The 14,401-nt window shown below is 35.0% G+C and carries 13 protein-coding genes and 1 pseudogene; 13 read left to right on the forward strand and 1 reads right to left on the reverse strand.

What is annotated here, in order from left to right:
• Positions 1-109 precede the first annotated feature (109 nt).
• The 4 genes and pseudogenes from NHG49_RS31635 to NHG49_RS03160 all read left to right on the forward strand — a co-directional run.
• Positions 110-1,084: pseudogene (locus NHG49_RS31635) on the forward strand (HAMP domain-containing protein); the annotation flags it as partial.
• Between the two features lie 81 nt (positions 1,085-1,165).
• Positions 1,166-2,026 (forward strand): methyl-accepting chemotaxis protein, encoded by an 861-nt coding sequence (locus NHG49_RS31640; RefSeq protein ID WP_392388213.1) that lies wholly within the window; start codon positions 1,166-1,168, stop codon positions 2,024-2,026.
• Positions 2,027-2,179: 153 nt separating this feature from the next.
• Entirely contained in the window at positions 2,180-3,790 is a 1,611-nt protein-coding gene (locus tag NHG49_RS03155) for an ATP-binding protein (protein WP_078183459.1), read from the forward strand.
• Complete coding sequence (locus NHG49_RS03160; protein WP_048562839.1) at positions 3,790-4,482, forward strand: response regulator; 693 nt, start codon at positions 3,790-3,792, stop codon at positions 4,480-4,482. The genes NHG49_RS03155 and NHG49_RS03160 overlap by 1 nt, the downstream gene beginning before the upstream one ends.
• A gap of 47 nt (positions 4,483-4,529) precedes the next feature.
• On the opposite strand, the gene NHG49_RS03165 is transcribed toward NHG49_RS03160, so the two are convergent.
• The gene (locus NHG49_RS03165) at positions 4,530-5,834 is read right to left on the reverse strand and encodes a CitMHS family transporter (protein WP_064477151.1); all 1,305 of its coding nucleotides are present in this window, start codon (positions 5,832-5,834) and stop codon (positions 4,530-4,532) included.
• Between the two features lie 253 nt (positions 5,835-6,087).
• Here NHG49_RS03165 and NHG49_RS03170 point away from each other — a divergent pair, with 253 nt between their 5' ends.
• The 9 genes from NHG49_RS03170 (at position 6,088) to NHG49_RS03210 (ending at position 14,101) form a co-directional block, all read left to right on the forward strand.
• On the forward strand, positions 6,088-6,342 hold the full coding sequence (locus tag NHG49_RS03170; RefSeq protein WP_064477150.1) for a hypothetical protein: 255 nt from the start codon (positions 6,088-6,090) through the stop codon (positions 6,340-6,342).
• 131 nt (positions 6,343-6,473) lie between these two features.
• Positions 6,474-6,977 (forward strand): nitrous oxide reductase accessory protein NosL, encoded by a 504-nt coding sequence (locus NHG49_RS03175; protein ID WP_064477149.1) that lies wholly within the window; start codon positions 6,474-6,476, stop codon positions 6,975-6,977.
• Positions 6,978-7,268: 291 nt separating this feature from the next.
• Positions 7,269-8,141 carry an ankyrin repeat domain-containing protein gene (locus NHG49_RS03180; RefSeq protein ID WP_000287346.1) on the forward strand — a complete coding sequence of 291 codons (873 nt, stop codon included), beginning with the start codon at positions 7,269-7,271 and terminating at the stop codon, positions 8,139-8,141.
• 163 nt (positions 8,142-8,304) lie between these two features.
• Positions 8,305-8,985, forward strand: coding sequence for a GNAT family N-acetyltransferase (locus NHG49_RS03185; protein WP_064477148.1), 681 nt, complete (start codon positions 8,305-8,307; stop codon positions 8,983-8,985).
• 307 nt (positions 8,986-9,292) lie between these two features.
• Positions 9,293-9,859: a glycerol-3-phosphate responsive antiterminator gene (locus tag NHG49_RS03190; RefSeq protein WP_258125550.1), complete on the forward strand. Its 567-nt coding sequence runs from the start codon at positions 9,293-9,295 to the stop codon at positions 9,857-9,859.
• Positions 9,856-10,953, forward strand: a complete 1,098-nt coding sequence (locus NHG49_RS03195) for an ABC transporter ATP-binding protein (protein WP_064477146.1) — start codon at positions 9,856-9,858, stop codon at positions 10,951-10,953. The genes NHG49_RS03190 and NHG49_RS03195 overlap by 4 nt, the downstream gene beginning before the upstream one ends.
• A complete protein-coding gene (locus NHG49_RS03200) occupies positions 10,953-11,885 on the forward strand; it encodes a carbohydrate ABC transporter permease (protein WP_064477145.1) in 933 nt (310 codons plus the stop codon). The genes NHG49_RS03195 and NHG49_RS03200 overlap by 1 nt, the downstream gene beginning before the upstream one ends.
• Positions 11,882-12,703: a carbohydrate ABC transporter permease gene (locus NHG49_RS03205; RefSeq protein ID WP_064477144.1), complete on the forward strand. Its 822-nt coding sequence runs from the start codon at positions 11,882-11,884 to the stop codon at positions 12,701-12,703. The genes NHG49_RS03200 and NHG49_RS03205 overlap by 4 nt, the downstream gene beginning before the upstream one ends.
• A gap of 21 nt (positions 12,704-12,724) precedes the next feature.
• Positions 12,725-14,101 carry an ABC transporter substrate-binding protein gene (locus tag NHG49_RS03210; RefSeq protein ID WP_064477143.1) on the forward strand — a complete coding sequence of 459 codons (1,377 nt, stop codon included), beginning with the start codon at positions 12,725-12,727 and terminating at the stop codon, positions 14,099-14,101.
• Positions 14,102-14,401: the final 300 nt, after the last annotated feature.

A 14,401-nucleotide genomic window follows, 5' to 3' on the forward strand; every position in this document is an offset into this window, starting at 1 on the left:
AATTAAATGTAAAACAATTACATTTAAAACGGTATGGAGGGGTAGAAATATGTTTCAAGGGAAATTAAGGAGTAGTAGTTTAAAAGCAAAGTTACTTGTATCATTTGTTATGATTTTAATTCTTCCAAGTATTGTAATTGGTTGGACGTCTTATCAGCAGGCCAAGACGAATTTTAATGAAACGATTGTAAACTCGGCGAAAGATAATATAAAAATTTTGGATAATGTAATTAACAAGGAATTAGATAGTAAAAAAGTAGATGCAACTTATTTTACGAAATTATTCACACACTCAAGTTACCAAGCAGACCAAATTCAAAACATCCAAAATAAACTAGAAGAATACAACAAATTACATCCAGAAATGGAAGCAATCTATACAGGATCTAGTAATGGACAGTTTATTCAATCACCAGCTATTCAGATGCCAGACGGATATAATCCTACAGAAAGAGATTGGTATAAAGAGGCAGTGAAGAAAAGCGGAGAGGTAATTGTAACTGCTCCATATAAGTCACAAACGACAGGGAATATTGTTATTACACTAGCGAAACAAAATGAGGATAAAAGTGGCGTTCTTGGGATTGACTTAATAATTAATGATATTGTTACTACTTCCAAGATGGTTAATATCGGTAAGGAAGGGTATGTAGCAATATTTGATCAAGATAAAAATGTAGTAGCACACCCGAAAATGAAGCCGGGAGAGAAATTAGAAGAGAAACTTAGTAAGGAATTTTATAAACAGGAATCTGGTGATTTTCATTATTCATTAGAGGGTGAAGACCGTAATATTACTTTTAAAACGAATAAGAAAACTGGATGGAAAATAGCAGGAATTATGCCTTCAAAAGAAATTATTGAAGCAGCTGAACCTATTTTCTATAAAACGATAACTGTTATTGGTATTTCATTAATAATTGGCGGGATTTTAATTTACTTCATAATTGCTTCTATTATTAATCCGTTAAAACAACTTGTTATATCATCGAAAAAGATTAGTGAAGGCGATTTAACAGAATCTATTGCAGTTCATTCTAAAGATGAAATTGGACAGCTAGGAGAAAGCTTTAACGAGATGGCAGCATCATTACAGAATGTCATTTCCAATATAAATACTTCAGCAGGTCATGTAGCGGCATCTTCAGAAGAATTAACAGCTAGTATGAAGCAGACGAGTGAAGCGACGGAACAAATTACACAAGCGATAGAGCAAGTGTCGAGTGGAGCGGAAATACAAACGAAAGAAGTCGAAGAAGGCGCGACATTATTAGAAGAAGTTACAGAAGGAATTCAACGTGTGGCAGACAGTTCTTCATTAGTATCCACAGCATCTATGTATACGAAGAAAAAGGCTGAAGATGGTGGGAAGTTAGTTGAACAAACGGTGAATCAAATGCAATTAATCCATGAGTCTGTTTCACAATCAGATAAAGTGATTGTGTTGTTAGATGATAAATCGAAGCAAATTGGAGCAATCCTTGAGGTAATTCAACATATTGCAGAGCAGACAAATTTATTAGCATTAAATGCTGCAATTGAGGCTGCGAGAGCTGGAGAACAAGGAAGAGGATTTGCAATTGTAGCAGATGAAGTGCGAAAGTTAGCAGAACAATCAGGACAGTCTTCTACGGAAATTGGAAAATTAGTAAAAGAGATACAATTTGACATAAAAGAAACAGTAAGCTCTATGAAGCAAGTTGGAACAGAAGTACAATCAGGACTTGTAGTTGCAAATGAAACGAAGCAAAGCTTTACTGAAATATTGAAGTCTACAGATGATACAGTTGTACAAATTGATAGTATGGTAGAAGTAGCGAAACAAATGACAGTAGATGCAAAACAAGTTAGTGCATCTATTAATGAAATTGCAGCTACGATTGAAGAAAATGCAGCAAGCGTTCAAAATATTGCTGGTTCTTCAGAGGAACAATTAGCTTCAGTAGATGAAATCAATGCAGCAGCAGTTCATTTATCGCAAATGGCAGAAGAATTACAAGAGATGATTGGGAAATTTAAAGTGTAATAAAAAATGTTAAGAAACGAGGTAGTAATTGTATCTCGTTTCTTTTTTTTGTGAAGATAAAAATAAAGAAATATAGAGTAACCGTGTTATGATTAGGTGTAATTATAAAAGACTGTAAATTCGTTAAATTCTATCTTTAATTATGTTAGGGGAATGGTTTTGAAATTTAAAAAGTTAAAACTGCAACCGAGAATTACAATAACAATTAGTACACTTATTCTAGTCGTACTTCTATTAACAAGTTATTTATTTTATTACATATTGTCTGAAACGGTAGAAGAGCAAATTGGGAAACGGGCTTTGCATGTTGCGAAAACAGTTGCCGCTATACCTGAAATCCAGGAAGCTTTTCAAAAAGAAAACCCAGCTTCTATTATTCAGCCAATTGCAGAAAAAATTCGAATTGATACAGATGCTGACTTTATTGTAGTTGGAAATAAAGAGGGGATTCGGTATGCGCATCCTGAGCGAGATAAAATAGGAGAAGCAATGGTTGGTGGAGATAATAAAGGCGTTCTATTAGAAGGGAAGTCTTATGTTTCGAAAGCAACTGGATCATTAGGCCCTTCATTACGTGGCAAAGTTCCAATCCGTAATCAGGAAAATGAAATTATTGGCGTGGTGTCTGTTGGATTTTCAATGAATGATATTCATGGAGCGGTAGAAGTATATGGAAAGCGTGTATTTTGGATTACAGTAATAGGTCTTTTAATCGGGATAATTGGTTCTATATATTTAGCCGGAAGTATAAAAAGAATGATGTTTGGGATGGAGCCAGAAGAAATTTCATCTTTATATGAAGAGCATAGTACAGTGATTCAATCTGTACGTGAAGGGATTATTGTCATTGATCACAATGGCATGATTAGTTTAGTCAATCAAGCGGCTTATGATATTCTTTCGTTAGATGAACAGCGTAATATTATTGGAGAATTTATTTTAAATGTAATTCCTAATTCAACGATACTAGATGTACTTCAAACTGGTGAAGAACAGTTTGATCGTCAATTAAATATAAAAGGGCAGGCTGTTATTGCGAACCGTCTACCTATTAAAGTAAAGAATAAAGTAACTGGCGTTGTATCGAGTTTACGTTTGAAATCTGAAATGGATCAGTTAACGGCAGAGTTATCTCAGACGAAGCAATATACAGAGGCATTACGAGCGCAAACGCATGAATATAATAATTTGTTGTATACGCTTTCAGGTCTTATCCAGTTAGAATCATATGAAGATGCTTTAGAGCTTATTCATAAGGAAACAGCGGTATATCAAGATTTTGTTCAATTTATTATGAAGCGAATTCAAAATCCATGGTTAGGTGGAATTTTAATTGGATTCTATAATAGAGCACGAGAGTTAAAGATTGATTTTATGCTAGATCGAGAAAGTAGCTTAGATAAATTAAGCCCGCACATTGAGAGTAATTACGTCGTTTCTATTTTAGGAAATTTAATTACAAATGCATTTGAAGCAATTGAAAGAAATGAAGAGAATGATAAGAAGGTAAGGATGTTTGTAACTGATATTGGAGAAGAGATAGTAATTGAAGTGGAAGATTCAGGACAAGGGATTCATGATGAAGTCATTACTAGCATATTTTATAAAGGCTTCTCGACGAAAGAAGGCGGGAAACGAGGATATGGATTAGCAAAAGTGAAAGAGTTAGTAGAAGAGTTAAATGGAAGTATTGCAATCGAAAAAGGGGATTTAGGTGGTGCATTATTTATTATTGCATTACCAAAAGAGAGAGGCGAATTGTAATGGGTGAGGAGATTGAAGTATTGATTGTAGAAGATGATATTCGAATTGCGGACATTCATCGTCGTTTTACTGAAAAGATTGAGGGATTTAAAGTAATTGGAACAGCAACGACTGGAGAACAAGCGAAAGAATGGCTAGAGCTTGTGAAGCCACAGCTCGTTTTATTAGACGTGTACTTACCTGATATGCAAGGAACGGAACTTGTCACATATATTAGGCATAATTTGCATGATACAGATATTATTATGATTACAGCTGCATCGGAAACAGATGTAGTGAGGCACGCTCTACGAGGCGGAGTAACAGATTATATCGTAAAGCCACTTATGTTTGATCGATTTAGGGCGAGTTTGGAAAGTTACCAAAAAAAGATTTTGCAGTTAAAGAAAACTAATCAATTATCTATAGAGCAAATTGAACATTTATGGTCTCAAAGAGGCGTAAAGGGAAATGAAATAGAATATGCCCCGAAAGGGATAGATCCTTTAACTTTAGCAAAAATAAAAAAGCATATGTTAACAGTTGATGAAGAAGGTATTACGGCAGAAGTGTTAAGCTCAATGGTTGGGGTAAGCCGATCAACAGCGAGGCGCTATTTAGAGTATTTAATATCTGGAAAGAAAGTTCATGCGGAGCTTATATATGGGAGTGTAGGGAGACCAGAAAGAAGGTATTTTCTTGTTTCTTCATAACAAAAAAACAGTAGAGAATTACATTTCTTCTACTGTTTTTTCACGTCTTATATCGGAATAATTCCGATTACAATTCCCGTAATTAACATCACCATTGTCGTTCCAACAGCCCAAAGTAACGTAAAGCGTTGATGTTCACCAAAATCAACTTTGGCCATTCCGACTAATAAATACGTGGAGGCGACAAGAGGACTTAATAAGTGAACAGGTTGCCCGAGTAATGAAGCGCGTCCCATTTCAGCTGCACTAATTCCGTAAGCAGCGGCAGCTTTCGTTAAAATAGGTAGTACCCCGAAGTAAAATGCATCATTGGACATGAAAAATGTGAACGGCATACTAAGAAGAGCTGTAATAATCGGTAGTTGTGGTCCAAGAGCGTCAGGTATAAGAGTAACTACACTTTGAGCCATTGCATCTACCATTTTTGTTCCTGATAAAATACCAGTGAAAATTCCAGCGGCGAATACGAGAGAAACAACCGCTAATACGTTTCCAGCGTGAGAAGCAATACGTTCTTTCTGTTGTTCTAAGTTCGGATAGTTAAGCATAACAGCAATGGCGAAAGCGATTGTAAATAAAACAGGTAACGGCATAACTTCTAGTATGAGACAGACAAGTAAGGTAACAGTTAATAAAAAGTTAATCCATAGAAGTTTAGGGCGTTTATGAACGGCAGCTTCTACTGTGGCAGCTTGCTCATCCATCGTTTGCATTTGTTTTAAATATTGTACATCCATAATTCCTAATCGTTTTCTTTCTTTTTTGCCAAGATAGTAAGCAACGAAAACGACCCAAATTGCACCAGCGATCATCCCTGGTATAAGTGGTGTAAAGAGCTCTGATGCGTCTAGTCCAAGAGCACTCATAACCCGAGCTGTCGGTCCGCCCCAAGGTGTAAGATTTGTCACTCCTGCTCCTAACATAACAACCCCAGCTAATATAAGTGGATTCATTCCAAGGCGTTTATATAGTGGGTACATTGCGGAAACAGTAATCATATACGTTGTTGTTCCATCCCCATCTAATGAAACGATAATCGTAAGAATCGCTGTACCAACAACTATTTTTAAAGGATCTCCTTTTACAAATTTCAAAATCCTACTAATGACGGGATCGAATAAACCGCTATCAATCATAATTCCAAAATACAAAATAGCAAACATAAGCATAATACCAGTAGGTGCTAGTTTTTGAATTCCTTCTAACATCATAGGTCCCATATCTGCATAAAAACCGCCGATTAATGCGAAAGTAATTGGAATTAATATTAATGCTACTAGTGCTGACATACGTTTCGTCATAATTAAAAACATAAAGACACATACCATCGCAAATCCAAGTAGTGCTAACATGTAATCTCCCCCTCAAAAATGATTGCGCTTTCAAAATGTAATGAAAATTCAGAAAAAGTGTTTTTTATTTATCATAAAAGTATTCATTCAAATGGTAAATAATTTGAAAAATAACATCATTAGAAGCATAATTTTTATTTTGGTCATTTTGTTCACGGTAGTTAATTTGAATTTTTAAAAAGTAAGCTGCTCTCCGTAAGAATGGTAGAATAAGATGAAAATATTGAAGTGTGAAATAGGGAGTAGATTTTATATGAAAACGAGAATTGAAAAGATTTATAGTTCTTATGAAGGAAAAGTAGAAGAGATTTTTGTTAATGAATCTTCTTACGTATATGAGTGGGAAAATTTAATGATGATTCGAAAAAATAACGGTGAGCTTGAAAAAGTTGCGGTTGGTATTAGTGGAAATATAAGATTAGTAAATGTAGTTGCTGGGCAGCAAATTAATACAGATACATTATTAGTTAAGTTAGAAGATGATTTATTAATTACAGGTTGTGAATGATGAGAGATGTGTAGAAATGGCTACACATCTTTTTTGGTCTTTATATTACAAAAAGTACATTATTTTTTCACAAATCTCACACAACTTTTTGATATGCTCCTTGTGGAAGATACGGTTAGGGAGGAAGTAAAATGAGAACAAAGTATGTGACACTTGCTATATGCTTATTCTTTGTCTTTACAATAGTAGGATGTGGTAAGAAACAAGTAGAGGCTGTAGCAATTGATGAGAAACATGATAAGTGTGATATTTGCCAAATTGGGGTAATGGATAATCAATTTGCAACAGAAGTCATTTTAGAAAATGGAAAAGCGTTAAAGTTTGATGATATCGGTTGTATGTATAAATGGATGGAGATTAATCCAGGAGAAAAGACGAAAGAAAAATTTGTTCGAGATTATGATTCGAAAGAGTGGATTTCATTAGAAGATGCGACTTACGTATATGATAAAACAATAACGACACCGATGGCTTATAATGTCATTTCATTTGAAAATAAAAAGGATGCAGAGAGTTTTGTGTCTAACTATAAAGGGAAAGTTCTTTCATATAAAGAGCTAGCAGAGCATAAATGGGAAATGAATAAAGAGATGATGGGGAACCCGAAAAAGGGAAATCACGGTGGTCATCATTAATACTAAAAAAAGACAACTACATAAGTTGTCTTTTTTTAGTATTACTCAGGTGCAAATATAGAAAAGGTGTAAAATTTTTAGAAGAACGGTTACAATGGAATATAGTAACCTAAAGCAATTATTTATGTACTTTTTAGAAATGTATACAAATGCGGTAAAATCGTGCTAAACTAATTGCTTCATAATGTTAATGATGAGGCCATCAGGCACATCATTCCAATAGGTTGAGAAACATAGTATAGGTTTTAAGATAATCCGATTAAAGAAGGAATATAAAGGGCTTATGGATAAATGTACTCAAGAAGAGTTATTGTATGTGATGGAGGAATGGTTAAGAAAACATTATCTTTCATAGGAGCTGTAGTTGTGAGAAAACAAAAAATTTTATTATGTATGTTATTAGGACTTTTAATGACGGTAGTGGCTTGCGATAAGCAAGAGGAGCCAGAATCGAAACCGGTTCATGTGAAAAACGAAAAGAAAAAAGAAAAGCATAAAGAACAGGAAGAACCTAAAGAAGAAAAAAGTATAAATTTAATGGACAAACAGTTGCTACTTTCTGCGACTCTTGGTGACACGGAAACAGCTATGAAGTTGATTCAAGATGGAGCTAATATAAACGTAGAAGGTGACAACGGAGAAACTCCTATCCTTGCAGCAACGTATCAAAATCATGTAGAGACAGTTAAAGCATTAATTGGTGCAGGTGCTAATATTGAAAGTAAAGATGAGAAACAAAGTAATCCATTTCTTTATGCAAGTAGAGAAGGATATACAGACATTGTAAAGCTACTAATTAATGCAGGGGTTAATACGAAAGAAATTACTAAATCAGGTGGAACAGCACTCATTTCTGCATCTGAACGTGGCCATATAGAGGTTGTAAAAGAATTGTTAGAGCATACAGATATTGATGTGAATTATAGAAATGCTCGTGGTGGAACGGCTTTAGTAGAAGCAATCGTATTAGGAAACGGTAGTGAAAATCATAAGAAAGTAATTCAAATGCTTATTGACCACGGGGCAGATGTAAATATGGCCAATAAGGAAAATATTACGCCACTGCAATATGCTGAAAAAAGAGGTTTTAAAGATATTGCAAATATGTTGAGGTTAGCTGGAGCGAATGAAGTCGTACAGCCACAACCACAACCAGTGGAATAACAAGATAAAGAAATAAAAAGTACGAAATAATCTCATTTAGATAGACAGAATGAAGAAGTCATTTAGTATGATGGATTCAGTAATGTGTATTTGAATGGGATTTTTGTTTTGGGCATGAAAAATAGATTATGAATGGTATATGGAGTAACTAAGGAGGATATAAATGAGGCTTTCAGAACTTGATTTAATAGCAATTCAGGTAGAGGTTTTATTTGTTCATAATCAAGTAGGAAAAATGAAATATGTAAATGAACAAGGGAATCCGAAAGCACCACGCTTTTTTCTTGGCAGAACTCGTGAAGGGAGTATAACGAGATATCATTGTGATCTGGATGATGGAACGGTAGGTAAGATTGAGAAATTAATTCGAGAACCTTCAAATCATATAGAGATAGCAAAGATCATTGATGTATTAAATGAAGAAAGAACAGTGAAAAATATTTGGATGGGCCCTGCTTTCATGTTCTCTAATAATTTACATAAGCCAACTAGAACAATACAGATAACAGGGAAGAATAAAGAGCTTTTGCGAGAAAATTTTCCTAATCTAATAGAACAGATGGAATGGAGGCAACCTTACTTTGCAATTGTAAAAAATGAAAAGGTAGTTTCTATATGTTGCAGTGCTAGGAGTACGCCTGTAGCTGCTGAGGCGAGTGTGGAAACTTTAGCGGAGTTTCAAGGGAATGGATATGGTACTGATGTTGTTACAGCCTGGGCGATATCAATACAAGAAGAAAAACGCATTCCACTTTATAGTACTTCTTGGGATAATTATGCTTCACAAGCAGTTGCGAGAAAACTAAAATTGATTAACTATGGAATGAATTTGCATATCACTTAAATTTTAAAAGTAGTTGTTTGCTGTTGGGGTTCATTCGTATATTTAGATTATTGTTAAAAAAATATGGTGAATATTAACATTCGATTAACACCTAATTAACAATCTATCAAAACTGACTTAATAAATGAGTAATATAGTAAAGGTAACAGAATAACTAGGGTAGAGAACATTTGAGAACACCCGCTTACATATAACGTGCCACTTTCTTAGGTGTGCTCTATTTCCTAGAGTTCAAATAAGGAGAAAGGTGTTCTATGTAAGTAGGTGTTTTTAGTTTGGATAAAAATAGAAAAGCTAGGTGGAACAAATGTTCAAAGAACCTTATATTGCGATAATAAAATATTGGAAAGGGTACAAAACATACAAAAAATTACCGAAAACAGTTTTTCTTATGACTGGTTCAATGCTGGAGTTACCAGAGCGTGTATATGAATTACAGAAGCATGGACATGATGTATTTCTTCATTGTGATTTTATACAAGGTTTAAATACAAATACAGAGGAAGCTCTTTTGTATATTCAAGATGTTATCGGGGCGCAGGGTATTATTTCAACAAAAGGTTCGACAATTCGAAATGCTAATAAAATTGGATTAAAAACGATTCAACGCATTTTTATTGTTGATACTTTATCTCTTACAAAATCAATTGAGAATTGTAAAACGACTAAACCGAATGCGGTAGAGATTATGCCTGGGATTATGCCTTCCATTATTAAGCGGTTAGCAGAGGAAATAGAATTTCCTATTATTGCAGGCGGACTGATTCAAACACGAGAAGATGCGGAAATTGCTATTCGTGCAGGAGCAAGTGCAATTTCAACGAGTCATTATGAAGTATGGATACAAGAAGAAAAAAGGAGTGCAATCTTGTGATTGAATTGAAAAATGTTTCAAAGGTGTATAAAAATGCGGAAGAGACAGCGGTTAAAGGTGTATCGGTTCACATTAAAAAGGGCGAGTTTTTTGTTTTAGTTGGACCTTCAGGATGCGGGAAAAGTACACTATTACGAATGATTGCTGGCTTAGAAGAGATTTCTTCGGGGGATTTAATTATTAATGAACATGTTGCAAATGATTTAGAGCCGAAAGACCGTAATCTATCAATGGTATTTCAAAATTATGCGCTATATCCACACTTATCTGTAGAAGAAAACATTTTATTCGGACTTAAGGTAAGAAAAGTACAAAAAGAAGAGCGACAAAAGCGATTAATGGAAGCAATTGAAATGGTAGGACTGAAAGAGTATGTAAAAATGAAGCCAGGACAATTATCAGGGGGACAAAGACAGCGTGTTGCGCTTGCTAGGGCGATCGTGAGTCAAGCACCAATTTGTTTAATGGATGAACCACTTTCGAATTTAGATGCGAAATTACGTGCGCAAATGAGGATTGAAATTAGAGAAATTCAGCAACGGTTAGGAATTACAATGATTTACGTTACTCACGATCAAATAGAAGCGATGACTATGGGAGATCGTATCATGGTCTTAAATAAAGGGAGCATACAGCAAGTTGGAACACCGCTTGATATATATAACGAACCAGCGAATGAATTTGTTGCAAGCTTTATAGGGTCTCCTTCGATGAATATAAATGATGGAGAAATGGACAAAGAAAAAGGTGTATTACATATAGGGGAATTGCAAATTCCATTATCTAATGGACTGTTAAAGCAATTACCAGAAGGAACAATTCGAATAGGCATGCGTCCTGAACATATTGAACTGTCTGAGGAAGGGCAAGAATTCACGTTACAATCTGTAGAAGTATTAGGGAACGAATCTATATTAAATTTCGCGGTAAATGGAATAACTTGGAGTGCAAAAGTCATTGGACAGCTACTCCTGAACAAAGGTGACAAAGTAAAATTATTATTCTCGCAAGATAAGTTATGCTTCTTTCACCAAAATACGAATGAACGATTAAAAGTGGTAGCTGAAGAAGAGTTGAAAGTGGTGGCGAAATAATGATTGAGGTAGGCAAGTTACCAGCACAAGCAAAAGTGTCAAAAAAGAAGAGTTTATGGAGTAAAACGAAAGATTTAAGAATAGGATTATTATTTTTGGCGCCATCTATTTTACTATTTTCGATTTTTCTTTTTTATCCATTATTTAGGACGATTTACTATAGCTTTTATTTAACAGATATACACGGAGAAGCTAATCTTTTCGTTGGCTTAGAAAATTATCAATACTTATTTTCTGATCCTGCTTTCTACAAAAGCATAAAGTCAACTTTATTATTTGTTGTATATACAGTGCCTACGAGTATTATATTCGCTTTATTTCTTGCATTGATTGCAAATGGAAAAGTAAGAGGTATTGGGTTATTCCGTGTGTTATTTTCTTCCACTATGGGAATATCAGTAGCTGCTAGTGCGGTGATTTGGCTATTTTTATTTCATCCAAGTGTCGGGTTATTTAATAATATATTAGCCTCTATGAATCTACCTGCAATCGCATGGTTAACGAGTCCAGATTGGGCATTGTTCTCTGTATCGGTTACAACGGTTTGGGTGAATACAGGATTTGCATTTTTAGTTATATTAGGTGGTTTACAAAATATTGATACGTCTTTATATGAGAGTGCATCTATAGATGGCGCTAGCTATTTATATAAGCTTCGCCGTGTTACATTACCGATGCTATCACCAACTTTATTCTTTATCGTGACAGTAACGTTAATTAGTGCGTTCCAAAGCTTTGGACAAATTGATATTTTAACGCACGGTGGACCAAATGATGCAACAAATTTAATTGTGTACTCGATTTATAAAGAGGCGTTTGTGAATCATCAATTTGGAACAGCAAGTGCACAAGCGATGATATTATTTGTTTTCATTTTCATTACTACATTACTTCAATTTAAGTTTGCTGAGAGAAAGGTGCATTATAAATGATCGTTAAACAGTGGAAACAAAATTTCCTATTATATATGCTGCTCATTATTAGTGCAGTAATGGTGTTTTTTCCTGTACTGTATGCGTTTTTAATAAGCTTTATGACACCAGATGATATTCAAATGAGAAGGCTATTTCCGACCCAATTTACTTTTGATAATTTTATTAATATTTTTCAAAAAGTACCGCTTTTGACATACTTGTATAACAGTTTAGTTGTATCGACAGTCGTTATGATTGGACAACTTATCGTATCAAGCTTAGCGGCTTATGCTTTTGTCTTTCTACAGTTTAAAGGAAGAAACCTTATTTTCTTCCTGTTTATTTCAACGATGCTTATTCCGTGGGAAGCAACGATGGTACCGAACTTTTTAACGATTCAAAACTTCGGTTGGATCAATAGCTTTGCTGGGATGACAGTGCCGTTTTTTGCAACAGCTTTCGGTATTTTCTTGTTACGTCAACATTTTATGACGCTTCCGAATGAACTGAAAGAAGCAGCCTTTATTGAAGGGATTGGAAATGTAAGGTTTTTATTTAGCGTCGTAATTCCGTATTGTAAAACGAGTTTTATTACGCTTGGAGTATATAGTTTTTTAACAACATGGAATATGTACTTATGGCCACTTTTAGTGACCACTGATGAAAAAGTAAGAACAGTTCAAATTGGTGTAAAGCAGCTTCAGTCTCAAGAAGTTGCAACTGATTGGGGAAGCGTAATGGCCGGTGTTACGGTTATTGTCATTCCAACACTGATTTTACTATTTGTAGGGCAAAAGCAATTACAACAAGGATTAACAAAAGGTGCAATTAAATAACCAAGAGAAGGTGAGATTAAAATGAGTTTAGTTAAAAAAGGTGCTGCTCTATTAATGGCAGCAACAATGGCATTATCTAGTGCCGCTTGTTCAAGTAGTAAAACGGAGGGGAAATCTGAAGCGCAGGCAAAAGTAGCACCAGTTGAAAAAAATGGTGATAAGACTGTAATTCGTTTTTGGCATGCGATGGGTGGAAAAACACAAGGCGTACTAGATGGGCTTGTTGCAGACTATAATAAGTCACAGAATAAATACGAGATAAAGGCAGAGTTCCAAGGGACATATGAAGAGTCTTTAACGAAATTTAGAACGATGTCTGCTACGAAAGAAGCGCCAGCTCTTGTTCAGTCGAGTGAAATTACAACAAAATATATGATTGATAGCAAAAAGATTACGCCAATTGATAGTTGGATAAAAAAAGATAAGTACGACACCTCAAAGTTGGAAAAAGCAATTACAAATTATTATTCAGTTGATGGCAAAATGTATTCTATGCCATTTAATTCATCTACACCAGTACTAATTTATAATAAAGATGCTTTCGCAAAGGCGGGCTTAGATCCAGAAAAAGCTCCGAAAACGTATGCGGAATTACAAGAAGCAGCGAAAAAGTTAACGATTAAAGAAGGCGGAAATGTAAAACAATATGGATTCTCCATGCTGAATTATGGTTGGTTCTTTGAAGAATTGTTAGCGACACAAGGTGCTTTATATGTAGATAACGAAAACGGTCGCAAAGATGCTGCAAAGAAGGCGGTATTTAACGATAAAGAAGGACAGAAAGTATTTGGAATGTTAGATGATTTAAATAAAGCTGGCGCACTTGGAAAATATGGAGCAAGTTGGGATGATATTCGTGCCGCGTTCCAGTCTGGACAAGTTGCTATGTATTTAGATTCTTCAGCTGGTGTTCGCGACTTAATTGATGCATCTAAGTTTAATGTAGGCGTGTCATATATTCCATATCCAGAGGATTCGAAACAAAATGGTGTTGTTATTGGCGGAGCATCATTATGGATGACGAATATGGTTTCAGAAGAAACACAACAAGGTGCTTGGGACTTTATGAAATATTTAACGAAGCCAGACGTACAAGCAAAATGGCATACTGCAACAGGCTATTTCTCTATTAATCCAGATGCATACAATGAACCATTAGTAAAAGAGCAATATGAAAAATATCCACAGCTAAAAGTAACAGTGGAACAATTACAAGCGACGAAGCAATCTCCAGCAACTCAAGGGGCTTTAATTAGTGTATTCCCAGAATCACGAGATGCAGTTGTAAAAGCATTAGAAGCAATGTATGACGGAAAGAATAGTAAAGAAGCGTTAGATGAAGCTGCCAAAGCAACTGATAGAGCAATTAGTATTTCAGCTCGTACGAGTCAAAAATAAGAAAAAGCCGTATCCGAAAAAGGATACGGCTTTTTCAAGGAGATAAGGGATCAAAAAAATGAAGAAGTCTTATCTCTTTTATATGAGTAAAGGGTCTAGAATGAATCTTGTCCTTTTCATTATTTGTTTAACTCCATTGCAACTTGTTTGCCATTTACGAAAACCTCTGCCACCGCTACTACAACTTCCATCACTTTTTTCATGTCTCATCTCTCCTTGTTTTTTGTTTCATTTCTTACTTTTAGTATAAGGAAATATAGCACTTGCAACTATCGAATTGGATGACAAGAGACTTACATT

This window comes from Bacillus sp. IBL03825, from assembly GCF_024712505.1.
Taxonomy (GTDB): domain Bacteria; phylum Bacillota; class Bacilli; order Bacillales; family Bacillaceae_G; genus Bacillus_A; species Bacillus_A wiedmannii.